This window comes from Ferdinandcohnia sp. FSL W7-1320 (assembly GCF_038050315.1).
Classification (GTDB): domain Bacteria; phylum Bacillota; class Bacilli; order Bacillales; family Bacillaceae_L; genus Ferdinandcohnia; species Ferdinandcohnia aciditolerans.
Genome location: NZ_JBBPAM010000001.1, coordinates 2,586,400 through 2,611,166 on the forward strand (window position 1 = coordinate 2,586,400; position 24,767 = coordinate 2,611,166).

Below are 24,767 nucleotides of genomic sequence, written 5' to 3' on the forward strand. Positions count from 1 at the left end.
TTAGTAGAAAAAGAAGAACAACAAGAATGGATGAGGTGTAAGGGGGGGTTACGGTGAACTATTATGCAGTTTTTGATGTTGGTGGTTCCACAATCAAATATTCCCTTATGGATGAAAGATGTGGTTTTTTGGAGAAGTCTTTTCTTCCAACACCAAAAGATGGCATTGACTCTTTTATAGATGCGATTGATTCAGTGGTGAAGGAATTTCAAAAAAGTCATGTTCTACGTGGCATCACCTTAAGTATGCCTGGTGCTGTAGATGTGGAATCTGGATATATTAAAGGATTTACGGCGATTCCATATATACATGGTCCCAATATAAAGGAATTAATCCAAGAACGAACGAAACTTCCGGTCGAGCTTGAAAACGATGCGAATTGTGCAGGGTTAGCGGAAGGCTGGATTGGTGCTGCGAAAGATGTCAATGACTATATTTGTATTGTGATTGGCACTGGAATTGGCGGAGCACTTGTCCTTGATAAAAAAGTACGACGTGGCAAGAATCTATTCGGCGGTGAATTTGGCTATATGATTCTCGAAGACTATTTGAATCAGCCAATCGGGGAAACTTGGAGTTCGCTTGCCGCTACGTTTGGCTTAGTTATGCAGGTAGCAAAGCGTAAAAACCTAGATCCACATACACTTGATGGGCTTAAAGTGTTTGAAATGGCGGATGAGGGCGACCTCGAAGTACAAGATGAAATTGATAAGTTTATTAAACGCTTGGCAGTCGGGGTTTATAATTTGCAATACATCATTGATCCTGAAAAGATACTAATCGGAGGTGCCATTAGTAAGCGGGAAGGTTTCATTGATCAAATTAATGAAAAACTTAAGGTGATGAAACCAAATGACGAATGTATCGACATACAAATCTATCCAAGCCAATTTGGTAATGACTCAAATTTAATTGGAGCGCTATGCCATTTTTTACAAAGAGAATCAGCACATCCAGTTGTTCGTTTAAATGATAAGGAGGGAATACGTTGATACATAAGGAGTTAAAGCCATTTCCTAGTACATTTTTATGGGGGTCTGCCTCTGCAGCCTATCAAGTAGAAGGGGCATGGGATGAGGATGGAAAGGGTCCCTCTAACTGGGACAACTTTGTTCGAATTCCTGGTAAAACGTTTAAAGGGACGACAGGTGATACTGCAGTCGACCATTACCATCAGTATAAAGAAGATGTCCGTCTGATGGCGGAAATGGGGTTGAAAGCCTACCGGTTCTCCGTTGCATGGAGTCGAATTTTTCCTACAGGCAAAGGGGAAGTCAATGAAAAAGGCATCCAGTTCTATAGTGATTTAATTGATGAACTACTTTCACATAATATTGAACCGATTCTAACTATCTATCACTGGGATTTACCACAGGCGCTTCAAGATGAGTACGGTGGTTGGGAATCTCGTAAGATAGTCGAAGACTTCACCAACTATTCCGTTACCTTATTTAAGCATTTTGGTGACCGAGTGAAGTACTGGGTGAGCTTGAATGAACAAAACATTTTTACTAGTTTTGGATATCGAACAGCCCTTCACCCTCCAGGCGTAAAGGATGAGAAACTGTTCTATCAAGTGAATCATCACGCAAATCTTGCAAATGCGAGTGCGATTAAAGAGTTCCGAAACTATGTACCAGATGGCAAGATTGGTCCAAGTTTCGCATACTCTCCATCCTATGCTGCGACCTCTCATCCAGACGATGTCCTTGCCGCAGAAAATGCGGAAGAGTTTAATGCTCATTGGTGGATGGATATCTATGCGTGGGGAACATACCCTAAAGTTGCGTGGGATTACATAGAACGAAAGGGTGTGGCTCCAACACTTGAGAGTGGCGACCTTGACTTATTAAAAGAAGGTACACCTGATTTCATGGGATTAAATTATTACCAAACGACAACCTTTGAAAAGAACACATTAGATGGCGTGTCTTCAGGTAAAATGAATACATCCGGAAAAAAGGGCAGTTCCCAAGACACCGGTGTACCTGGTCTCTATAAAACAATCAAAAATGAAAATCTCGAACGCACAAATTGGGATTGGACCATTGATCCAACTGGACTGCGAATAGCCCTTCGCCGCATTACAAATCGCTACCAGTTGCCAATCTTAATCAGTGAAAATGGATTAGGCGAGTATGATACTCTTGTAGAAGGCGATATCATAAATGATGAGTACCGTATTCAATATCTGCACGCACATCTTCAAGCAGTTCAAGAAGCTATTAGTGATGGCGTGGATATGTTAGGATATTGCACCTGGTCATTTACAGACCTTTTAAGCTGGCTAAATGGTTTCCAAAAACGCTACGGATTTGTCTACGTGAATCAACATGAAGAAGGAACGCACGATCTCCGCCGCATCAAAAAGAAAAGCTATTATTGGTATAAACAAGTCATTGAGACAAATGGTAGTATACTAGAATTTGCGGAAACGAGTAGAGAAAGTAAATAAGAATTGTGTATGTTTCCTATTTGAAAGTAGAAGATTGATTTTCCGATCTTTACAAGAAGGAAGATGGTATTTTACAAATGCAATTGGTGAGCATTTGGTAAATCTAAAGCCTAATTTCTCAGAGGTATTGGGGAATTGGGCTTTTTATTATGTCCTTTTTTGTAAATGTTTTGAATTTACACAAAGAGAGTATTTCCTTTTTATGTTAATGTATTTGAAGAATATCAATGACATAACATGTTGAGGTGAGATTATGAGATGGAAACTTCGTATATCGTTAATACTCTTTGTTTTTGGAATGATATCAGCGATTTATCAGTTTTTTCCCTTCACCCAGAAACTACCGTGGTTTATTTATTTAGGAATAATGGGAATCGTCATATGGTTTCTTGAAAAGACAGGGATTAAGGAGTAAAAGATTCACTTTTCTATTGGTGTAATATTAATAGTAATTGGATTATATTCAGATTACATTACCTCTTAATATGATAAGTACCCAAAAAGTCTATAATTAGACAGTTTGAAAAAAGCATCTGATCAACTTGTTTCTCAAACAGTATATTCTCCCTAGTTCAGGCAAACTAGACAGGAAATCCCAATTCAGGAAAAAAGGGCTGCACCTCGGTGTGATAAAGTAGCTTTCTTTTCCAAATTTTTATAATATTTTACGGAGAAAATTGGTTTTTTCCTATTACATCCTAAATAAATAGCATATAATTTTGATAATTCATAAAAATACAATACTTGTTGGTGAATAAAGGAGCTGTTCAAGTGCTAGATGTAAGTAATAGGATCGGATGGCTTGAAGGAATTATTGAGGCGGTTCATGATGGGATTTTAGTGATCGACAAAGATGGAATTGTTCAGTTAGTAAATGAGGAGTATACAAATATTACAGGTGTAAGAAAAGAACAAATCATTGGTAGACCTCTTACTGAAGTTCGTCCTGGTGCACTATTACCAACGGTACTAAGAACTGGAATGTCCCGCGAAGGTGTATTCCGAAAAGAAAAGGACCTGGAGTATGTAGTTGATATGGCTCCCATTTATGAAAATGGTGAAATCATCGGAGGGGTATCTGTTTGTAAAAGTGTACCTGAGGTATATCAGTTATCGTTAGAATTAAGGAAAAATAAACAACGTATCAATCAATTGGAGAAGGCGATAGGCCGTATTCATCAAGTAAAATATACATTCTCAAATATGGTTGGGGAAAATCTACGATTCAAAAAGGTTATTAAACAAGCCAAGAAAATAGCTCCAACTGACTTAAATGTTTTAATTACGGGAGAATCAGGAACAGGAAAGGAACTATTCGCTCAAGCTATTCATCATTCGAGTTCACGAAAGGCATATCCCTTCGTTCCTGTGAATTGTGCTGCTATTCCGAGTTCTCTTCTTGAAAGCGAATTGTTTGGTTATGAAGAAGGTGCTTTTACGAATTCAAAGAAGTACGGGAAGGTTGGTTTATTCGAGCTTGCAAATAAAGGAACACTATTTCTTGACGAAATAGGGGACATGCCAATCGACCTTCAGGCTAAACTGCTTCGGGTGTTACAAGAGGGGAGTTTTAGAAAAATAGGCGGATTAAAAGAAGAACATATTGACGTACGTATCATTGCAGCAACTAATAAGGATTTATTAAATATGGTAAAAAAAGATCGTTTCCGGGAGGACCTATATTACAGGATTAACACGGTGCATATTGCTGTACCTTCCCTTCGAGAGAGAAGGGATGATATTCCAAAGTTTGTTTCTTCCCTAATTAATATCCAGAGTGAATACGCACATTTTGAAATTGAAGAAGAGGTTATGAAAACGCTAATGCAGTATGATTGGCCAGGGAATATCCGAGAGTTAAAAAACACGATTCATTACGCAATGAACATGGCTGAACATGATGTTATAACATTCGAAAATCTTCCAGAAACCATTAAATCCCTCTTTCAACATCAAAAAGGAAAGCCACAATCCCATCAATCTTTAGAAGAATTGTTAAGAGAAACAGAAAGGAAAGCAATATTGGCTGTGCTTCAAGAAACTGGGTTATCGGTAAAAGGCAAGAAGGCAGCAGCAAATAAATTAGGAATTTCATTAGCGTCTTTATATAATAAAATGTCAAAACTACAAATAAATCTATAATCTATAATTTCTAATATCTAAGAATCCGAGCAAATATGTTTCTAGCTCTTTAGAAACCTTATTCTTCAATGAATGAAGGTACATTTTAAACAATAGGTTTCTAAAAAATTAGAAATAACAAACTTAGTATAGATACTTAAGCCTTGTAATCTAGGGCTTTTTTTATTTGGCACGAAAGTTGCATTAAATATGATTAAGTAAGTAAACAAGAAGGGAGGACTAGTTTCGATTAAATATCAAAAAACTTTCATTGGGAGGTATTGAGATATTGAAGAAAAGTCTTTTTCAAAAATTGATCATTTCATTGGTATTCACGTTGCTTTTATTGTCTTTCTTTAGCTTAAATACGTTTGCTAAGGGGAATCAAGGGGAGGTTGCTAAGCCGGTATCGTCTGTTGCGCCTGGTTCTTATTACAGAGCTCAACTTGTTGAGTTAAGTTCACCTACACCGAATGTTAAAATTTTTTACACGACCGATGGAAGCGATCCAATAAATAATGGTCAAGTTTATTCTGAGCCAATACTAGTAGAGGAAGATACGGTAATTAAAGCAATAGCCGTTCGTGGTAACGTAAATAGTAAAGCTTTAGCTGGTAGCAAAGGTAAAACCCGAAGTGAGATTGCTGTTTTTACATTTACTTTTGAAACAAGAGCATCCATTGCTAATAAATTTTTAAGCTTTACGTATGATGGAATGCCGTACCGACTTTTTGTACCGGAGCATTATGACACTTCTGAATCTTATCCTCTAGTATTGTTTTTACATGGTGGGGGAGAGCGTGGAACGGATAATGAAAAGCAACTTCTGTCTAATGATGGCGCTATCATTTGGGCTGCTCCTGAAAATCAGGCCAAACATCCAGCTTTTGTATTAGCACCTCAAGCCCGTAATGTTCATGACGGAGGTTTCACGGTAACTCGTGATTCTAATAATATAGTCAATCTAAGCAAAGTATTTGAGTATTCTAAGGATCTTGGGAAAGCACATGAAATTCTTCAACACGTAATCAAAGAATATAATATTGATACTAGTCGTCTTTATTCAACCGGCTTGTCCCAGGGTGGATACGGTACGTTTAATTTAAATATCAAATACCCTAATTTGTTTGCGGCTATGGTTCCAATTGCAGGTGGAGGTGACCCAGCTGAAGCTAATAAACTTATAGACAAACCGATTTGGGCTTTTCATGCTGAAGACGATGCAGTTATTCCAGTTGAACACACAAGAGATATGATTGAAGCAATCAAAAATGCTGGCGGAAGCCCTATTTATACAGAATACGAAGCAGAACTTCGCTACAATCATGGTTCATGGGTACCTGCGTATGAAAATAGCGAAATGATAGAGTGGGTTTTTAAACAGGTTAACAAATAACAGTAGGGTTGATTTTAGAGAAATTCAAGAGAAAAGGATTGTTTCGACAGTCTTTTTCTCTAAACGGTAAGAATTTAGATTCGTTAAACAATGACAACCGTTTTAAAACAATACCTTATATTTTAGAAGAGGTATTAGGTAGCACAACAATTACATTATTATTGTAAGCGTTGTAAAAAAGAGGGGGGCTTTTAATGTTAGCATTAATAGGTTTTTTAACGATCGCAATCTTTTTGTATCTCATTCTATCAAAAAGAGTTTCTGTGATTGTTGCTTTAATTTTGGTTCCAATCGTATTTGGATTATTTACAAGTGAGCGAGGGAATCTAGGTAGTATGATTTTAGATGGGGTTTCCGGGGTTGCTCCGACAGGAATCATGCTAGCATTTGCTATTTTGTTTTTTGGATTAATGAATAGTGTAGGATTATTTGATCCAATTATCTCTAATGTTTTAAAAATGGTTAAAGGTGACCCTTTAAAAATAGTAATCGGTACTGCGGTTATAGGAATGGTGACCCACCTTGATGGTTCTGGTGCTTCTACCTTCTTAATTACAATTCCTGCCTTACTTCCACTTTATAATCGTTTGGGGATGAGTCGTCTGGTACTTGCAGGTGTTGTAGCACTTAGTGCGGGCACCATGAACTTGGTTCCATGGGGCGGTCCAACTGCGCGTGCTGCAAGTGCATTAGGCGTCGAGGCCAATACTTTATTCACACCGGTTATCCCTGCAATGATTGCTGGTCTGATTTGGGTCTTATTTGTTAGTTATTTATTAGGGAAGAAAGAAAGAGAACGCATTGGAGTAAAAGAACTCCAATATGAATTTAACCAGGAACTAAGTGAAAAAGAATTAAGCATAAAAAGACCAAAATTATATTGGTTCAATCTTTTGTTAACAATTTTAACTCTAGTTGCCCTTGTGAAAGTCTGGCTACCTTTACCAATCGTTTTTATGGTAGCGTTTGCTATTGCACTTATTGTGAACTATCCAAAGCCAAAGGATCAGCAAGACCGAATCACTGAACAGGCAAACGGCATGGTGACAGTAGTTACCATCATTTTTGCAGCGGGTATCTTTACAGGTGTCCTATCCGGAACCGGAATGATTGAAGCCATGGCCAACGCTATGGTCAGTGTAATTCCAGATAGCACAGGCTCTTTTATGGCGCTGCTTGTTGCAATTACCAGTATGCCTCTTAGTTTAGTATTTACCCCAGATGCTTATTATTTTGGTGTATTACCGATTTTAAGTGAAACAGCCAGTGCCTTTGGAGTGGATTCAGTTGAGATAGGACGTGCAGCAATCTTAGGACAAATGACCACCGGTTTTCCATTGAGTCCTCTTACGGCTTCTACTTTCCTTTTAATTGGTTTAGCGGGTGTAGAACTTGGAGATCATCAACGTTTTATATTTAAATGGGCTTTTGGTACAACGATTGTGATGACGATTGTTGCATTTTTAACTGGTGCGATTTCTATTTTTTAATTGAGGAGTGTTTATCTTGTTGCGAATTGGTTCTGGAGCTGGCTTTGCAGGAGACCGTATTGAACCTGCCAAGGCACTAGTGGAAGAAGGAAATCTGGATTATCTTATTTTAGAAGGATTGGCTGAGCGTACAATCGCTTTATCACAAAAACAAAAGCAAATAAATCCATCCCATGGATACAATGAATATCTTGAGGAGCGAATTCGAATTTTGCTGCCTATTTTATTAAAAATGAATGTACGTTTGATTACGAATATGGGAGCAGCCAATCCAACTGGGGCTGCAAAGAAAATAATTGAGATTGCTAAAGAAATGAATCTGACATGCAAGGTCGCTACAGTAACAGGCGATGATGTATTGGGGAAAATAAATGGGAATTACAAAGTGTTCGAATCTGGTAAAAGACTTAGAGATTATGAACCTGTTATTTCTGCTAATGCCTATCTTGGCATTGATTCATTGTTACCTGCGTTAGAAACAGAGGCTGATATAATTGTTACAGGACGAGTCGCAGATCCATCCCTATTTCTAGCTCCTATCGTACATCATTATGGATGGAATCTTGAAGACTATGAATTGATAGGTCAAGGTACGTTAATAGGTCATTTATTGGAGTGTGCAGGACAAATTACAGGAGGCTATTTTGCTGACCCTGGACGAAAAGATGTTCAAGGACTTGAAAATCTAGGGTTTCCCTATGCAGTAATTGAACCTAATGGCAATGCGACGATTACAAAATTAGACAATACTGGTGGCACCATTTGTCTACAAACAGTAAAAGAACAATTATTATATGAAGTTCATGACCCTGAAAATTATATCACTCCTGATTGTATTGCTAATTTTTCCACAGCAAAACTAGAAGAGGTTGGAAAAGACCAAGTCCGTGTATCTGGAGCATCCGGAAAAAGAAAGCCAGATACATTCAAGGTTTCAGTTGGCTATCACGCAGGTTTTTTAGGAGAGGGAGAAATTTCTTTTGCAGGAATTTCTGCATTAGAAAGAGGGGAATTAGCTCAGGATATTTTAGAAAAAAGACTATTAAAAAGTTTTCCTGACTTAAAGACAGATTTGATTGGCGTATCTTCTCTTCATCATGGACAGATCGGTAACTATCGACCATATGAAGTACGAGTACGAGTGGCCGCTCTTTGCGGGACTGTAGAAGAAGCGAAAACAATTGGTCATGAAGTGGAAGCCTTATATACGAATGGACCTGCCGCTGGAGGTGGCGCAAGAAAAAGAGTCGAAGAGGTCATTGGAATTGTCTCCACCTATATCAATCGAGAAGAGATTACCGTAAACACAGAGATTTGGGGGTGAAAGTAATGGAAAAAATAAAATTAATAGACATCGCTCATAGCCGTTCAGGAGACAAAGGCAATACACTTAACATCTCGTTGATTCCTTACAAAGAGGACGATTACGAATGGCTCTCCTCTAGTGTCACAGCAGAAAAAGTGAAAGACCACCTAAAGCATATTGTAAAGGGTAAAGTAACGAGGTATGAGCTACCCAACATCAAAGCATTTAACTTCGTATGTGAAGAAAGTTTAATGGGAGGTGTGACAACATCACTTGCGATTGATACACATGGAAAAAGCCTCAGCAATGCTTTATTAGAAATGGAAATTGAGCGGGGAAAATGAGGTTTTAATTCGGGCTTAGAACTAAATATCTTGGAAAGAGGCTGGGACAAAACCCTCCTCTGAAATGAAAAAGCCTGTGGAATTTTACCATGAGTAAAATTTCACAGGCTTTGATTATTTTTAAATAAAAAATAAGGACATTCTTTGTTAAAATTAAGTTACCACACCAAATCCAAACAGAAAGAAGTGTCCTTATGTTTAAAGATTATAACATGAATCAATTAATTTTGCCTTTAAATTTAGAAGTAAAATTACAAGAGAATGATATTGCCTTCCATGTACATAACTTAGTTGAAAGTATTCCAGCTGAAGCACTTGAACCATTTCTTCGAAATGAAGGTTGCCCTGCTTATCATCCACGCATGATGTTAAAAATTATCTTATGTGCGTATTCGCAGTCTGTCTTTTCTGGACGTAAAATCGAGGCGCTTTTAAAAGATAGTATCCGTATGATGTGGCTTTCCCAAGGTTATGAACCGAGTTATCGCACCATTAATCGTTTCCGTGTTCACCCCGAAGCAATAGAACTGATTCGACAATGTTTCGTGCAATTCCGTTGCCATCTAGTACAGGAGAAATTAATCAATCAAGAAGCCATTTTCATTGATGGTACAAAAATAGAGGCGAATGCGAACAAATTTACATTCGTGTGGAAAAAGGCGATTGAGAAATACCACAAGAACTTAATTGAAAAATCAAATCAACTGTACAACGAATTACTTGAAAAAGAAATCCTACCTGAAATTGAACGAGACAATGATGAACAATTAACACTTAAAGAACTCGACCAAATGGTTGAAAAAGTAAATGAAGTCATTACGGAATATGACCAAAAAATTGAAACATCATCGAGCGTAGAAGAAAGAAAAGCACTAAGAAGTGAACGAAAATATCCGAAGCAAGTGCATAAGCAGCTGACTGATTATATTATACGGATTCAGAAATATCAACGAGATTTTGAAATCTTTGGCACACGTAATAGTTATTCAAAAACAGACCATGATGCAACTTTCATGCGAATGAAAGAGGATTATATGAAAAATGGTCAATTGAAAGCTGGTTATAATGTACAAATCGCAACAGAAGGTCAATACGCGCTTGCCTATAGTTTATTTTCAAATCCAACAGATACACGTACTTTAATTCCATTTCTAGATCAAATCGAGAAATATTATTTCGAATTACCGAAACATATTGTGGCAGATGCAGGTTACGGAAGTGAACAAAATTATGATGATATCCTTTCTAAGCGTAAACGAGAAGCTCTAATTACCTATAATATGTATCTGAAAGAACAAAAGAAAAAACATAAACAAAATGAGTTTAACCCAGACAACTGGCAGTACGATGAAGAAACGGATACATACACTTGTCCAAATCACAGACATCTTCCATTTAAATATCAATCTGAACGTACGGATAGAACAGGCTTTAAACGGGGATTTAAAGTATATGAATGCGAAGACTGTTCTGACTGCCCATTCCGTTCATCCTGTACAAAAGCTAAAGAAGGTAATAATCGAAAGTTAATGGTGAACGAGAAGTGGGAACATCAAAAAGAATATGTGAGAGCGAAGCTTTCAGAAGAAAAAACAGGTGCCATCTATCGTCAACGTAAGATTGATGTAGAACCAGTTTTTGGATTCTTGAAGGCTAATTTGCATTTCACTCGATTTTCTGTACGTGGAAAATCGAAGGTTGAGAATGAAATGGGCCTTGCATTAATGGCCGTGAATTTAAGAAAATTCACGGCCAACAGATAAGATTGTGTGAAAATTAATAGCAAAAAATAGATAAAGGAGAACTTGAGTTCACTCAAATTCTCCTTTATCACTATTCGAAGCTAGTTATGTCCCAGCCTCTTTTATTTTACATAGAAAAGTGGGTTAAATATCTAGTATTAAATACTAAAGAAAATTAATTATATAACCATTTTATTTTGAGTTATTTAAAGAGAAAGGAAAATTTTCTACAATATCAAATCTATTGTTTGTTTCCTAAGAAAAGTTATTTTTATTATCACCAGTTATTTACTAGAATAGTATAGTCAAAAGAATAATATTTTCAGGGAATAATAAACAATTCGTTATTTTAAAAAAATAAATATTTTCTAAAAAAACCACTACCATACTTGTATGGTAGTGTGGTAATATAAGGTCGTAAAGAAAAGGAGGGCTAAAATCTAAATGTTAGACATTAGTGCGAAACATAAAGTTAACAATTACTCAACAAGAGACTATGTATATGAAGTATTAAAAGAAAACATTATCTCTCTCAAGCTAGAACCTGGAAGAAGTATCTCAGAAAAAGAGATTTCTGAAATGATCAATGTTAGTAGAACGCCGGTTCGAGAAGCATTTGTAAAATTAGCTCAAGAAGATTTACTTGAGGTTTATCCTCAAAGAGGTACATACATTTCACTAATTGATTTGAAACATGTAGAAGAAGCAAGGTTTATTAGAGAACATCTCGAAAGAGCAGCAGTGAAAGAAGCTTGCTATAAATTATCAAGTGAAAATCTTTTAAAACTTAAAAATAATCTCAGTTTGCAAATATTGTGTGTGGAAGAAAAGAATTATACAAGGTTATACGAACTGGATGAAGAATTCCATCACACGATAACAACTGAAAGTGGTAGGCCACTTATCTGGAATGTTATTCAACAAATGAATGCTCATTTAAACCGATTTAGAATGTTAAGTTTGGCCGCTAATTATAATTGGGAATTAATATTGTCTCAGCACCAAACCATCATTACAGCGATAGAAGAGAGGAATCCTGAATTAGCGGAAAAAGCCATGGAAGAACATTTAACGAAGATGCTATTTGAACAAGATGACTTGAAGAAGGAATATAGCCAGTATTTTAAATAATAAATTTTTTCAATTAGATTGTAAGCGCTTTATATTGAGGTTGAAAATGTAGTAAATGATCTACGTAAAAATAAAATGGCAGGGGGAAATAGGAGATGAATGTTAAAGGTAAGGTATTTTCAGTTTTACTTATTCTTTCCATGTTATTGTTATCTGCATGTAAAGGTGATCAAGTAGCAGGTGATGGTGCTGAGTCCGGTGATAAGAAAGGTGAGTACACTTTAAAAATAGCTACAGCATTGACTGAATCAGACCCTATTTATCAAGGATTGGTAGCACTTAAAGAAAGTGTTGAAGAAAAAACAAATGGTGAAGTAGTGTTTGAGATTTTTGGAGGAGGTTCACTTGGAGAAGATAGTGACATTATTGAACAAGCAAAGGTAGGGGCAAATGTAGCAGTTCTAACAGATGCTGGTCGATTAGCGGAGATGGTCCATGAAATTGGTATATTATCAGCACCGTATTTAGTTGATAGTTATGAAGAAGCTAATAAAGTTGTACAGTCAGATTTATTTAAAGGTTGGGAACAAAGGTTGGCAGATGAACAAGATCTGCAAGTTCTGTCTTTTAACTGGTATCAAGGGGATCGTCACCTATTAACAAACAAAAAAATTGAAAAACCAGAAGATCTTAAAGGCATTCAAATGAGAACAGCAGGATCACCTATATCGCTAGAAACTGTATCAGCTATGGGAGCTAGTCCTGTTGGCTTAGCATGGGCTGAAGTGTATCCAGGTCTACAACAAGGTGTTATCGATGCTGCAGAAGCACATCATTCCGCTACCTTTGGTGCCAACTTACAAGAGGTTATTGGTTATATTACTAAAACAAGTCATTTCCAGTTATTAACGGGTCTTGTTACTTCAGCAGACTGGATGGAAAGTCTTCCAAAGGAATATCAAGAAATCATTTATGAAGAGTCAATTAAAGCAGCAGAGGTTGCATCTAATAATATTTTGAAAATGTCAGCAGATTTTGAACAAAAATTAATAGATGCTGGTGTAGAAGTTAATGAAGTAGACATTGAACCGTTTAAAAAAGCGACGGATAAGGTTTATGACAAGTTTGATGGATACCAAGATTTACGTAAAGAGGTTAATAAAATACTAGGAAAATAGAGAGTGATACTATGATAAAAAAAATTGCTAAAGGATATGTGAAGGCTGAAAATTTTATCACAAATTTTCTCATGATCGGTATTGTAATTTTTGTCTTTTTGGCTGCAGCCATGAGATGGGTAGGATACCCCATCTCTTGGTCCGTTGAATTTGCACAATTATTATTTGTTTGGGCAATTTTCTTAGGCGCTAACCGTTGTTTGCGAGAAGAAAAGCACATTAGTGTTGATTTTCTTACAAAAAAACTCCCAAGGAAATTAAGTTTTGGGATAGAAATTTTAATGAACATATTTGTATTAGCATTTCTTATTTTCTTAGGGTATTACGGAATTCTATTAAGTGTTGAGAATTCAGAAAGAATGATTAATAATCTTTCTCTTAGCTATTCTTTGGTAACTCTTTCTGTACCTATTGGAAGTATTCTAATGATTATAACTCTCCTTGTTAAACTAAAAGGAAAATTTCATTTTACTAAAAACGTTTCGGGAAATGTAAATATAAAGGGGTGAGATAAATGTTACTTGTTGCTGTGATTTTCTTCATTTTACTATTTCTTAACATGCCGGTGGCATTTGCAATTGGAATTGCCAGTTTATCCTTTTTTCTATTTTCACCCAATCTTCCAATTGAAATAGTAACTCAAAGGATGGTTGCTGGTACACAGTCTTTTCCTTTACTCGCTGTTCCATTCTTTATTTTGGCTGGTAACTTAATGAATTCATCTGGCATTACATCACGTCTTATTCGTTTTGCAAATTCGCTTACGGGACACTTAAGAGGAAGCCTCGCTCACGTGTCAATCGTTCTAAGTACAATCATGGGTGGTGTATCTGGATCAGCAAATGCTGATGCAGCGATGCAAAGTAGAATTCTAGGTCATCAAATGGTTGCAAGGGGGTATTCGGGTGGATATTCTGCTGGTGTTATCGCAGTAAGTTCATTGATTACAGCAACTATTCCACCAAGTATTGGTCTTATTTTATATGGATATGTCGGGGAAGTTTCAATTGGAAAGCTGTTCTTAGCAGGGGTAATCCCAGGGATCCTTATGATGGTTTTCTTAATGGTTGTATCCTATGTAATTGCCAGAAAGAGAGGATACGATGAGAATGTTGTAATGAAGAAAGCAACTCTCAAAGAAGTGGGTGTTTCTTTCAAAGAAAGTATTTGGGCTCTATTATTTCCAGTTATCCTTATAGTAGGTATTCGCTTTGGAGTATTTACTGCCTCTGAAGCCGGAGCGTTTGCTGTTGTTTATGCACTTGTTATCGGTTTCTTTGTTTATAAAGAACTGAATTGGAAGAATTTTATCGAATCAATAGAACAGTCTGTCATTGATAATGCATCGATTCTATTAATTATTGCAACATCATCCATCTTAGGATTCCTCATTACATACGAAAGATTACCAAATAATGCTGCAGACTTTTTAATTGGTCTAACAAGCAATTCAACCCTGCTGTTAATTTTAATATTAGTATTTCTTGTTGTTGCAGGTATGTTTATTGAGTCCACTGTTCTCGTTTTACTATTAACGCCAATCTTTTTACCTATCGTTGAACAAATTGGAGTAGACCCTGTTCATTTTGGGATTTTAATGATGACAATTGTCACCATGGGCGGAATGACTCCACCAGTAGGAGTAACGATGTATACGACGACCTCCATTATGAAAGTTCCAATCGAGGATTATGTAAAGGAATCAATGCCATTTTTACTTGGTGTAATTGCATTATTAGCATTGTTACTGTTAGTACCTGACATTGTTTTATTCTTACCAGAATTACTTATGTGAGTTTTTGAGTATTGAAGAATTGTAACCTTATTAAGTTTTGTATCTATTTCAAAAAATGATGACCGTAGGTGAAGAAAATTGAAAATGGTATTTAGGTGGTTTGGAGACGGAAATGATCATGTGAGCCTCTCCGAAATAAAACAAATTCCGGGAGTTAGCGGGGTTGTATGGTCACTACACGATCTTGAACCTGGTGAAAAATGGCCAAAGGAAAGAATTCAAGAAATGAAAAGCTTAGCTGACAGATATCACTTTAATATAGATGTAGTCGAAAGTGTAAATGTCCATGAAGATATCAAATTGGGACTCCCAACACGAACTAAGTACATTGAAAATTATATACAGACAATTAAGGAACTAGCGAGTGTCGGTGTAAAGGTAATTTGTTATAATTTCATGCCTGTGTTTGATTGGATTCGGACAGATTTGTTTAGGGAAATGGAGGATGGATCTACTGCTTTATTTTATGAAAAATCAAAGGTCGAAAACATGAATCCAGAAGAACTTGTAAACAGATTCTCAAACTATCAAGATTCTACCTTGCCAGGTTGGGAACCTGAACGAATGGGAAGACTTTCAGAGTTATTTGAAGCCTATAAGGATTTTACAGAAGAAATGCTTTGGGACAACTTACAGTATTTTTTAGAAAGAATCATACCAGTTGCAGAAGAATATGACATTAAAATGGCTATTCATCCGGATGATCCACCGTGGTCTATGTTTGGTTTACCAAGGATAATTACAAATAAAGAAAATATTTCAAGGTTATTAAGTATTGTAGATAGCCCAAACAACGGAATAACTTTATGTAGTGGTTCCTTGGGAGCAAATGAATCAAATGATATCTCTGAAATGATTAGGGAGTTTGGAAGTAGAATCCACTTTGCACATATTCGTAATATTAAGCGATTTGAAAATGGAGATTTTATTGAAACATCGCATAGAGAGAGTGATGGTTCACTTGATATCGTTGGAATTGTAAAGGCTTACCATGATATTGGCTTTACAGGATATGCCAGACCAGATCATGGTAGACACATATGGGAAGAAAAATGTCGACCTGGATACGGACTATATGATCGCGCACTAGGCATTATGTATATTTGGGGCATATGGGATTCACTTCAAAGAATGAAGGGAGAACATGTTAATGTTATTACGAAGTGAGGGACTAAAAGGTAAAGTTGCTGTTATCACAGGTGGTAGTGGAGTGTTGTGTAGTGCGATGGCAAAGGAACTTGGAAGACAAGGTGCCAAAGTAGCTATTATTAACAGGAATTTAGAAAAGGGAAAAATAGTTGAACAAGTCATCACCGATGCAGGAGGAGAAGCTTTGGCGATTTCTTGTGATGTTTTAAATAAGAATGATGTACAAAAAGCAAGAGACATCATAACTGAAAAACTAGGCGTTTGCGATATATTAATTAATGGTGCAGGAGGAAACCATCCGAAAGGAATTACTACGAAAGAAACTTTTAACATAGAAGATCTTGAGAATGATCAACTTCAGACTTTTTTTGATTTAACGACAGAAGGATTTGGTTTTGTTTTTGATCTTAATATACTAGGGACACTAATCCCAACTCAAGTTTTTGCAAAGGACATGGTAAATCGAAAAGGGACAGTTATCATCAACATGTCGTCGATGAGTGCACCTTCCCCCATGACAAAGGTTCCGGCATATAGTGCTGCAAAATCTGGAATAGAAAATTTAACCAAATGGTTAGCAGTTCATTTTGCTGATTCTGGAATTCGTGTTAATGCTATTGCACCAGGTTTTTTCTTAACAGAACAAAATCGTAATCTATTAACGAATGAAGATGGTTCTCTAACTGAGAGATCGAACAAGATCATCGGACATACTCCAATGAGAAGATTTGGTAAACCGGAAGACTTATTAGGTACATTACTATGGTTAGCTGATGAGAATATGTCAGGATTTGTTACAGGTATAACTATTCCAGTTGATGGTGGATTTATGGCTTATTCAGGAGTTTAGATATTTTAATAATAAAATCTAACTGCCAAGTTAAACTTTTACACTATTCTTAGAAGGGGAGTATGAACATGACGAGGATCAGCTTTGAAACGATGAAAAGTGAGATAAAAAGGGCATTTGTCAATGCTGGCATGAGTGAAGAAAAAGCAGAAATTTGTGCAAGGGTTCATACAGAGACTAGTTGCGATGGTGTCGCTTCTCATGGGCTTAATCGTGTTCCACGTTTTGTGGATTATATCAAAAGAGGTTGGGTAGACGTTGATGCGGAACCAACGTTAGTTAAAAATTTAGGTGCTATTGAGATTTACAATGGTAATCGTGGCCCAGGAATACTAAATGCACTAACTGCAATGGATCGAGCGATGGAAATTGCGAAAACGTATGGTGTTGGAATTGTTACTTTACAAAATACAACCCATTGGATGCGTGGAGGTACGTATGGATTAAAAGCTGTAAACAACGGGTTTATTGGGATTTGTTGGACCAATACAGAGTCCGTTATGCCAGCATGGGGAGCAAAAGACACCAGGGTAGGAAATAACCCGTTTGTCATGGCTGTTCCGCGTAAAAAGGGACATATTATTTTGGATATGGCAATGTCTCAATATTCGTACGGAAAACTACAAACGACGGAGTTGAAAAATGAGCTATTACCATTCCCAGGCGGTTTTGATGAGGAAGGAAACTTAACAAGAGAACCAGGTCCAATTGAGAGAACAAAGCGAATTTTACCAATGGGGTATTGGAAAGGTTCTGGATTTTCTATTTTATTAGATGCTATTGCGGCTATCATGTCTGGTGGACTATCAACCAATGAAATTGATAAGGTACAGGAAGGAAGTTGTGGAGGGTGTTCCCAAGTATTTATCGCCTTGGACCCTAGCCAAATCAATGGAGAGGATCATACAGAAAAGATTACAGATGGTATTGTAGAATTTATTAAAGCTTCTGAACCTGAACAAGATGGCGGTCAAGTCTATTACCCTGGAGAAAACTCATTAAATAATCGCAACAGAAATATGGAACAAGGAATACCTGTTGATGATGGTATATGGAAAGAAGTATTGTCTCTATAGAGTGAATAAGCCTCAGATTCGAATAGAACTTTTTGTAGAAAATAGAACACGCGCTTAGAAGCATTCGATATTATAAAAAGGAGAATGTAGATGAAAGCGACTTATGTAACGGAACCTGGAAAATTGGAAATAAAAGAGATTGCTGAGCCCCAAATCACTAATGCTTATGATGTGAAAATCAAGGTTAAAGCAGGTGGCATTTGTGGATCTGATATACATATTTATCATGGAACTTCTCCAGTAGCGACATACCCTAGAGTTATAGGGCACGAAATCGTGGGTGAAATTGTTGAGGTTGGTGAGTTAGTAAAGAAATTTAAGGTACAAGATCGAGTTGTAATAGATCCTATTATTAATTGTGAAGAGTGTTATCAATGTAAAAAGAATAGACCAAATTTATGTGTAAAATTAAGGGTTCGAGGTGTACATGAAGATGGTGGTTTCAGGGAATATCTTGTAACACCAGAAAAGAACATTTTTAAAATACCAGACTCTGTCTCCTATGAAGAAGCGGTAATGATTGAGCCATTTACAGTTGCTGCGCAAGTCAATTCACGTGGGCAAGTGGAAAAAGGTGATTATGTTTTTATAATGGGTTCCGGCCCTGCAGGACTGTGTGCACTAAAAGTGGCTAAAAACAAGGGAGCCATCTGTATTGTTTCGGACTTAGTTGATGAAAGGCTTGAAAATGCAAAAAGGCTAGGAGCAGATTATGTAATTAATGCAGGAAAAGAAAATGTAAATGAAAAGATTAATAAATATACACAACATATTGGTGCAAATGTTGTGATAGACGCAGTTGGAAATGCTAGTTCATTTGAACAAGCAATTGAAGTAGTAAGTAAAGGCGGCAGGATTGTAGTTTTAGGTTTTACCGATAGACCATCTAAAATACCGCAATTACTAATTACAAAAGATGAGTTAGATATATGTGGTTCTAGACTACATGCTAATAAGTTCCCGGAAGTCATTGATTGGTTCAACAAGGGAGAAATCACAGGGAAAGACTTTATATCGCATATCTACCCATTTGAAAAAATTCAGGAAGCCATTCATCTAGTGGAAACTGAACCAATGAAGGTTTCAAAGGTGGTATTGACGTTTTAATAAAGTGTAAGAAACCATTTAAGTGAAGTTTCAACAGGGAATATTTATAGAAAGGTCGAGCTTCCTCGACCTTTCTTCATACAAATTGTCTAGCAACATTCTTAATTTCTTCTTCATATTATGAAGAAAACAAATTAAGTTAGATATCCGTGAAGAGCATCTTATGAACCTCGAATAGGGACTATATCTCGTTCATCTCCAAAGCGTACAAGCTGACTAATTTCATATCTTCATACAAATTACCAACCTTAATATAACTTTTTCACCAAAGATCACGTTAAAAATAAAATTTGGATCTAAAATAGGCCAAAAGTTCTAAATGTTTTTTAAATAAATAAAATTTTCTAAAAATACTTGAAAGTTAAAAAAGGATTCTTTATACTAATGGTGAAGAACAAGCATTTGGAACCTTTTTACATATAAAATGCAACCGGTTACATTTGTGTCATTCTCTTAAAATAATATATAGACTTACTAAACAAACTAATATGGGAAACGATAAGGAGAAATATCATGGCCAAAATGAGTGATGTTGCAAAATTAGCAAATGTATCAAAAGCTACTGTTTCACGGGTATTGCAACATCCAGAGACAGTCAAAGAACAAACTCGAAAAAAAGTACTACATGCAATAGAACAACTAAACTATCAACCGAATTTGCTTGCCAGACAATTTCGTAGAACGGAAACAAAAACAATACTCGTTGTTGTTCCAACCATTATGAATAATGTATTCCCTCAAATTATTGGAGGGATTGATGCTGCAGCAAATGAGCACGGGTTTAAAGTTCTGTTAGGAAATACCAATAGAGATCCTGAGAAAACATCAATCTTTATTAATGAATTAAAACAAAAACAAGTGGACGGGATGATTTTATTAACAATCCCACTTGAGGAAAAGGTGATAAATGAGGTTGCAGCAAAGTATCCGGTTGTTCTAACTTCGGATTACAATGAGGGATTAAATATTCCTACCGTAGCCATTGATAATATTAGTTGTGGACGAGAAGCTACGGAACATCTGATTAAGCTTGGTCATAAGAGGATAGCTCATATTACTGGACCACTTGAAATTTCAATAAGCAGGGATAGATTAAAGGGGTATCACCAAGCAGTACTACAGCACGAAGTGGATTTAGATAGTTTACTAGTACAAGAAGGTGACTATTCTTTTGAATCTGGATATAATCAGATGCTAAAGTTATTGGCTATCGAAAATCCGCCAACTGCCGTGTTTGCTGGAAATGATGTCATGGCAATGGGTGTTGTGAAAGCTGCAAAATCACAGGGACTCAAAGTACCGGAAGATATAGCTGTTGTAGGTTTTGATAATATTAAGTTTTCAGAGATTTTCGAGCCTGCCTTGACTACAATCGAACAACCATTTTTTGAAATGGGGAAACGCTCAATGGAGTTATTACTCCAGCAAATTAATGGAGAAAAGCTAACAAGATTAAAACATGTACTAAATGCGAGGTTGACGATTAGAGATTCCTGCGGTTTTAAGAAAGCAACAGTTATAGAAAAATAGCTATATAGTTTTTTTATACAACAAAAATGTAATCGGTTTCAAAGTTTATTTTACGTTTTCTCATAACAACAAGGTTAGAGCTTGTTTTTTGATGAAATAATGTAACCGGTTTAATAGATTTTTAAGGAGGTGAAAAAAGAAGATTCGTTACATAAAAAGAAAATTCTTAGTAAAAGGAGAGTTAAAATGATAAATATTCCGATAGGACTACAAATGTTTACATTACGAAATGAATGTAGTAATGACTTTGTAGAGACATTAGAAAAAGTCGCAGAACTCGGGTATCAAGGGGTTGAATTTGCTGGATATTACGGTCTCCCTGCAAATGAGTTAAAAAAAGTGATCGATCATCTTGGTTTAAAAGCTACATCAAGTCATATTCCTTTATCCTCTTTAGAAGAAAACTTACGTGAGATTATCACCTACGAACAAGCAATAGGAAACGACAAAATTGTTTGTCCCTTCCTTCCTCCAGAACGACGAAAAGAAGAAGATTATCTACACCTAATCAATAGTTTGAATCATATTGGGCAAGAGTGTCAAAAAGAAGGAATTACATTCTGTTATCACAATCATGATTTTGAATTACAACTCCTATCGAATGGACGTACCGCACTTGAAACACTTCTAGATGAAACTAATCCTGAATGGGTAAAAGCAGAGTTAGATATTTATTGGTTAACAAAAGTTGGTGAAGATCCGGTTAAGTGGTTGCAGCGTTATAAAGGAAGAACACCACTTGTTCACTTAAAGGATATGACAACGGACGGTGAACAATTTTTCGCTGAATTAGGGACAGGTGGAGTAGATATAGACGGGGTATTAAAGCAAGGACCGGCATCAAATGTAGAATGGTTCATTGTTGAACAAGATCGTTCAAGGCGCTCCCCACTTGAAAGTATTGAAATGAGTATTCAATATTTGAAAAAGAAGTCAGTTCTATCTAGTTAAGATATTAGTTTGTAATAGGTAATGAAGTTAGACTCTTACTTTCTATTTAAGATAACCAGGAGGGAAAATATATGAAAAGGTTACTCACAATATTAACGATTTTATCTGTTATATTATTAGCTGCATGTGGTCTTAATGGTGGTGGTTCAACAAGCGAATCATCATCAGGAAAGGCAGAGGACAGTAAAAGTAATGAGGGTAAGAAAGTGTTAGAATTCTGGCATATTGATCCAGGTGAAAAAGAAAAGATTTATGAAGAAGCCGTTGCTAGATTTGAAGAAAAACATCCTGATGTCGACGTAAAGGTTCTTCGGATACCGAATGATGCTTTTAAACAAAAACTTTCTGTTGCGATGTCAGGTAATGAAGCTCCCGATGTGTTTAGTAACTGGGGGGGAGGCTGGTTAAAGAACTTTGTTGACCAAGGTAAGGTGTTAGAACTTACGGAATCAACCGATAAGGCTCATTTTAATGAACTTGCTCTTGCTAATACAACGTTTGATGATAAAGTCTATGGTCTTCCTTTAGGTTTATCAATTGATGTTGTGTTTTACAATAAAGAAATTTTTGAAAAATACGGATTAACACCACCTAAAACATATGATGAATGGCTCTCAGTGATTGATACATTAAAAGAAAACAATATTATTCCAATCGCTTTAGCAAATCAAACAAAATGGCCAGGGGCTTATCTGTTTATGAACTTTGCAAGCCGTATTGCAGGTCCTGAATTATTTGATAGCGCGTTTAATAGAAAAGGCAGAGGTTTCGATGATCCAGCATATGTTCAAGCAGGCGAATATCTACAAGAAATGGTTGAAAGAGAAGCGTTTAACCCTGGGTTTAATGGTGTTCCTTATGATGAAGGACAAGGTCGCCAATTACTTTATTCCGGACAGGCAGCCATGATGGATATGACAATCTCTTTCGTAAATAACGTAAGACAAGAAGCACCTGAATTTGAAGAAAAGCTAGACTTTTTCTTATTCCCAACTGTTGAAGGCGGGAAAGGTGATCAAACCCAAGTAGGAGCTGCAACAGGACCGGTTTGGTCGGTAGCGAAAAACAGTAAGTATCCTGACTTAGCAACTGAATTAGCCATAGAACTTACAAGTGTAGAAACTGCTCAAAATTATATGGATCGTACAGGTTCACTATCAGGTATAAAAGATGTTAAGCCAGCAGACGAGTTTACAAAACGTTTTTTTGAGGTTGTTCAAGGTGCAACACATTTGCAAATGCCATATGATCAAACACTTCCTCCAGAATTGGCAGAATTGCATAAAGATACGACCCAAGCCATTTATGGGTTGGATATGACACCAGAAGAAGCCGCTAAGAAAATGGAAGCAAAAGCAAAAGAGGTCTTAGAGTAACTTAAAGAGGGAGGGGAGCCTCCCCTCTCTTACACATACATAAAAAAGGAGGGGGATATATAATGGAAACAACAGAAGTTAAAGTAACAAACACAAGGTCAATTGTAAATGTTGCATCTCGTACAAAACAAAACAAATTTAAAAGTGCATTAACCATCGGATTGTTTGTAGCACCAGCGTTAATCGTTTATTCAATTTATGTGATATACCCAATTTTAACAACGTTAATGTACAGCTTCTACGATTGGGATGGAATGGGTGTCGGAGTATTTATAGGACTACAAAACTATATTGATCTATTCAAAGATGCTATTTTCTGGAAGGCCCTTACAAACAATACCTGGGTTGTATTAACATCCGTTTTTGTTCAAATTCCATTAGGTTTAATCATGGCCCTTATGCTGTTTGCGCCTATTAAAGGGATTAGGTTTTTCAGCAGTATTTACTTTTTCCCGTTTCTTATGTCAACAGTTGCAATCGGAATGTTATGGGTATTGATGTTTGACCCAATCAACGGAATGATTAATCAGTTTATTAATTTGTTTGGCTTTGAAAATGTTGCGTGGTTGAGCCAGACTAACACTGCCCTTTTTGCTGTACTCCTCGTTATTGTATGGCAATTCGCACCTTTCTACATGATTCTTTTTAAAGCTGCGATTGTCGGAATTCCAGAAGATTTGTATGAAGCAGCGGAAATTGACGGCGCGAATCCTTTAACGAAGTTTTTTCGTATAACCCTTCCATTATTGATGCCAACCATTGTTAGTTCTTCGATATTAGCAATTGTCGGGTCGTTAAAAGCGTTTGATATATTCTATATTATGACCGGCGGAGGTCCTAACCATGGGACAGAGTTATTAGGTACATATATGTTTAAGCAGGCATTTATTAACTTTAACATGGGGTATGCTAGTGCAATTGCCTTTGTGATGTTCTTTGTTGCACTTTTTGTCACCATTATTATTCAAGTGATGGATTATTATCGTAAAAAGAGAGGGGCCTACGTATGACGATTGGATTTAAAAAGATACCACTTTATGTCGTTGCAGTTTTATTGCTAGTCTTCACAGGTTTTCCCTTTTTATATATGATCTCAACATCATTGAAGACACAGGGTCAATTTTTTGAGAAGCCATTTGCACTATTTTCTTCTTTTAATCTCGAAAACTTCCAAACTGTTTTTGAAATGGGATTAAGCCGATACTTTATAAACAGTATACTTGTTTCTACTGTAGCAGTTTTTGCAGTAATGATTATTGCGGCTCTAGCAAGTTACCCATTAAGCAGAATGAAATTTAAATTAAATAAACTATTGTTTTTATTGTTTATTTCAGGAATGATGCTTCCTATTCATGCAACGCTTATTCCCATTTTTAAACTTTCGCAAAGCATGGGGATACTTGATACGATTTGGGCATTGTTAGGGCCATATATTGCATTTAGTTTGCCAATTTCAATCTTTATTTTAACTCAATTTATGCAAGAAATTCCGAAATCACTTGAGGAAGCCGCGAAAATAGATGGATGCAATCACTTCCAAATCTTCTGGCGAGTTATTCTTCCAATGCTAACTCCTGCCTTAATGACAGTTTTAATCTATAATTTCATTCATTTGTGGAATGAATTTATCTTTGCACTAGTCCTAATTTCTAGTCCAGAAAACATGACATTACCTCTAGGTTTACAAGATTTTAAAGGCGAATTTTCAGTAAATATTCCTGGTTTGATGGCCGCTTTGACACTTGCTAGTCTTCCAATCTTGGTTGTCTATCTATTCTCACAAGAAAAAGTTGTAAAAGGTCTTGCTGGGGGTGCAGTAAAGGAGTAAAG

At 36.4% G+C, this 24,767-nt stretch carries 21 protein-coding genes; all 21 read left to right on the forward strand.

Going from position 1 to position 24,767, the window contains the following annotated elements:
- Positions 1–53: 53 nt before the first annotated feature.
- Positions 54–992 carry an ROK family protein gene (locus NST91_RS12975; protein WP_341331483.1) on the forward strand — a complete coding sequence of 313 codons (939 nt, stop codon included), beginning with the start codon at positions 54–56 and terminating at the stop codon, positions 990–992.
- Positions 989–2,455, forward strand: a complete 1,467-nt coding sequence (locus NST91_RS12980; protein ID WP_341331484.1) for a glycoside hydrolase family 1 protein — start codon at positions 989–991, stop codon at positions 2,453–2,455. Before NST91_RS12975 ends, NST91_RS12980 begins: the two co-directional genes overlap by 4 nt.
- Before the next feature lie 771 nt (positions 2,456–3,226).
- Positions 3,227–4,597, forward strand: coding sequence for a sigma-54 interaction domain-containing protein (locus NST91_RS12985; RefSeq protein ID WP_341331485.1), 1,371 nt, complete (start codon positions 3,227–3,229; stop codon positions 4,595–4,597).
- Positions 4,598–4,865: 268 nt separating this feature from the next.
- Positions 4,866–5,972, forward strand: coding sequence for a chitobiase/beta-hexosaminidase C-terminal domain-containing protein (locus NST91_RS12990; RefSeq protein ID WP_341331486.1), 1,107 nt, complete (start codon positions 4,866–4,868; stop codon positions 5,970–5,972).
- A 194-nt stretch (positions 5,973–6,166) separates the two neighbouring features.
- Positions 6,167–7,462 (forward strand): CitMHS family transporter, encoded by a 1,296-nt coding sequence (locus tag NST91_RS12995; protein ID WP_341331487.1) that lies wholly within the window; start codon positions 6,167–6,169, stop codon positions 7,460–7,462.
- A gap of 16 nt (positions 7,463–7,478) precedes the next feature.
- Positions 7,479–8,786, forward strand: coding sequence for an acyclic terpene utilization AtuA family protein (locus NST91_RS13000; protein ID WP_341331488.1), 1,308 nt, complete (start codon positions 7,479–7,481; stop codon positions 8,784–8,786).
- Positions 8,787–8,791: 5 nt separating this feature from the next.
- A complete protein-coding gene (locus tag NST91_RS13005) occupies positions 8,792–9,112 on the forward strand; it encodes an AtuA-related protein (protein WP_341331489.1) in 321 nt (106 codons plus the stop codon).
- Positions 9,113–9,306: 194 nt separating this feature from the next.
- Positions 9,307–10,875: an IS1182 family transposase gene (locus NST91_RS13010; protein ID WP_341331490.1), complete on the forward strand. Its 1,569-nt coding sequence runs from the start codon at positions 9,307–9,309 to the stop codon at positions 10,873–10,875.
- A gap of 423 nt (positions 10,876–11,298) precedes the next feature.
- Positions 11,299–11,985, forward strand: coding sequence for a GntR family transcriptional regulator (locus NST91_RS13015; protein WP_341331491.1), 687 nt, complete (start codon positions 11,299–11,301; stop codon positions 11,983–11,985).
- A gap of 95 nt (positions 11,986–12,080) precedes the next feature.
- A complete protein-coding gene (locus NST91_RS13020) occupies positions 12,081–13,103 on the forward strand; it encodes a C4-dicarboxylate TRAP transporter substrate-binding protein (protein WP_341331492.1) in 1,023 nt (340 codons plus the stop codon).
- Positions 13,104–13,114: 11 nt separating this feature from the next.
- Positions 13,115–13,612, forward strand: a complete 498-nt coding sequence (locus tag NST91_RS13025) for a TRAP transporter small permease (protein ID WP_341331493.1) — start codon at positions 13,115–13,117, stop codon at positions 13,610–13,612.
- Between the two features lie 5 nt (positions 13,613–13,617).
- Entirely contained in the window at positions 13,618–14,898 is a 1,281-nt protein-coding gene (locus NST91_RS13030) for a TRAP transporter large permease (RefSeq protein WP_341331494.1), read from the forward strand.
- Between the two features lie 78 nt (positions 14,899–14,976).
- Positions 14,977–16,065 (forward strand): mannonate dehydratase, encoded by a 1,089-nt coding sequence (gene uxuA / locus NST91_RS13035; protein WP_341331495.1) that lies wholly within the window; start codon positions 14,977–14,979, stop codon positions 16,063–16,065.
- Positions 16,049–16,897: an SDR family oxidoreductase gene (locus tag NST91_RS13040; protein WP_341331496.1), complete on the forward strand. Its 849-nt coding sequence runs from the start codon at positions 16,049–16,051 to the stop codon at positions 16,895–16,897. The genes uxuA and NST91_RS13040 overlap by 17 nt, the downstream gene beginning before the upstream one ends.
- A 68-nt stretch (positions 16,898–16,965) precedes the next feature.
- Positions 16,966–17,973: a 3-dehydro-L-gulonate 2-dehydrogenase gene (gene yiaK / locus NST91_RS13045; protein ID WP_341331497.1), complete on the forward strand. Its 1,008-nt coding sequence runs from the start codon at positions 16,966–16,968 to the stop codon at positions 17,971–17,973.
- 90 nt (positions 17,974–18,063) lie between these two features.
- Entirely contained in the window at positions 18,064–19,080 is a 1,017-nt protein-coding gene (locus tag NST91_RS13050) for a zinc-binding alcohol dehydrogenase family protein (protein ID WP_341331498.1), read from the forward strand.
- Between the two features lie 513 nt (positions 19,081–19,593).
- Positions 19,594–20,610 carry a substrate-binding domain-containing protein gene (locus tag NST91_RS13055; protein WP_121446006.1) on the forward strand — a complete coding sequence of 339 codons (1,017 nt, stop codon included), beginning with the start codon at positions 19,594–19,596 and terminating at the stop codon, positions 20,608–20,610.
- Positions 20,611–20,796: 186 nt separating this feature from the next.
- Positions 20,797–21,561, forward strand: coding sequence for a sugar phosphate isomerase/epimerase family protein (locus NST91_RS13060; protein WP_341331499.1), 765 nt, complete (start codon positions 20,797–20,799; stop codon positions 21,559–21,561).
- A gap of 71 nt (positions 21,562–21,632) precedes the next feature.
- Positions 21,633–22,937 (forward strand): ABC transporter substrate-binding protein, encoded by a 1,305-nt coding sequence (locus NST91_RS13065; RefSeq protein WP_341331500.1) that lies wholly within the window; start codon positions 21,633–21,635, stop codon positions 22,935–22,937.
- A gap of 62 nt (positions 22,938–22,999) precedes the next feature.
- Positions 23,000–23,947, forward strand: a complete 948-nt coding sequence (locus NST91_RS13070) for a carbohydrate ABC transporter permease (protein ID WP_341331501.1) — start codon at positions 23,000–23,002, stop codon at positions 23,945–23,947.
- Positions 23,944–24,765, forward strand: coding sequence for a carbohydrate ABC transporter permease (locus NST91_RS13075; RefSeq protein WP_341331502.1), 822 nt, complete (start codon positions 23,944–23,946; stop codon positions 24,763–24,765). Before NST91_RS13070 ends, NST91_RS13075 begins: the two co-directional genes overlap by 4 nt.
- Positions 24,766–24,767 lie beyond the last annotated feature (2 nt).